Origin of the sequence: Phytoactinopolyspora endophytica (assembly GCF_004138495.1) — a bacterium.
GTDB classification, from domain to species: Bacteria; Actinomycetota; Actinomycetes; order Jiangellales; family Jiangellaceae; genus Phytoactinopolyspora; species Phytoactinopolyspora endophytica.
The window spans coordinates 55,740-56,964 of the sequence record NZ_ML142864.1; the positions used below are offsets into that span (position 1 = coordinate 55,740).

The window sequence follows — 1,225 nt, forward strand, 5'->3', positions numbered from 1 at the left end:
TCGTGGTGCCGAACGGATCCGGCGAGTGCCCGTCGTGGACGGGTACCGCCACGGCGAGCGACCACTCCGGCCGCAGACGCTCATCCACGGGGCGGTCCACCAACAGATCTGGCTCCGCGCGGCCGGTCAGCTGAGCGAGCCGCCAGCGACGCGGCCCGACTGTGCGTTCGAAGATGCCGGCGGGCGGGTCGATCGGCACCGGCGATGTGGTCGTGAACGTTGTGCGCTCACCGTCGCTGTCGATGATGATCTCGCTCAACGACGGCAGCACGAGCAGTAGCGCATCGTCGACCGCGGCCAACAGCTCGCGAGTGGTCGCGATGGCCTGGTCGTCCCGGAGCGGAAGGATGACCGCCGTGTCGTAGCCGTTGGGGATGGCCGTGCCTGGCCCGGGACGGCTGGCCGGGTCCGTGGTGACGGAATCGGTGGTCCCGGCGTCCGCGGGAAACGGCAGCCGGAGGACCGGGACGGCCGTTCCTCGCCGTGCGAGCTCCGCTGTCAGTTCGGGGATGCCGGAGACGACGCGCCGGGTCTCGCTGCGAGACCATCGAACGCCGCCGTCGTGCGAATAGACCGCTGGCTCGTCGGCGACCGCCAGCACAGACGCGAAACCGACTCCGAACCGCCCCACAGGCTCGTCCTCACCCGACTCCAGCGTCCGTTTGGTGGACGCACGCAACGTCGACAGGCCCTCGACACCCTGGGCGTCCAGTGGAGCGCCGGTGTTCGCGGCGAGCAGGGTGCTGCCTTCCAGTCGCAGCAGGAGTCGTCCATCGACGCCGCCGCGAGCCGCGGCGTCGGCGGCGTTCTGGGCGAGCTCGACGACGAGGCGGTCGCGGTACGCGCCGAGTGCCAGTTCCTCCTCCGCGTTGGCGTCCTCCCGGAACCGGGAGGCGGAGGCCGTCCACGCCGCCAATACGCGTTGCCGAATAGCCGCCGTGCCGAGGGTGTCCACGGTTGGAGACAGTACCCGCGTCTTCCCTGCTCTCCGATGTCGGTACGCAGACGCCTTTCAGCGAACGAGGCGGGCGAAGAGCCGGATCAGCTCATCGGCCGGCCGCCGTGTGAGCCCTGCGTGCACCGGGCCGGGCTGGATCACGGTGCTGCGCGGCGCCGCCAGCCACCGGAACCGCTCGCCGAGACTCGTCGGGGCGGTCGCGTCGTCCGGATCGGTCCAGCACGGCCCTGCGTAGGCGTTCACCGCTGCCGTCACCTCGTCGATGTC

General features: G+C 70.9%; 2 protein-coding genes. Both read right to left on the reverse strand.

Annotated features, from left to right (window positions below):
* On the reverse strand, positions 1 to 955 hold a 955-nt coding region (locus ELR45_RS35805), incomplete at its 3' end, for a sacsin N-terminal ATP-binding-like domain-containing protein (RefSeq protein WP_240760136.1).
* Between the two features lie 57 nt (positions 956 to 1,012).
* Positions 1,013 to 1,225, reverse strand: a 213-nt coding sequence (locus tag ELR45_RS41480) for a DUF3037 domain-containing protein (RefSeq protein WP_240760137.1), incomplete at its 5' end; no start/stop codon positions are given.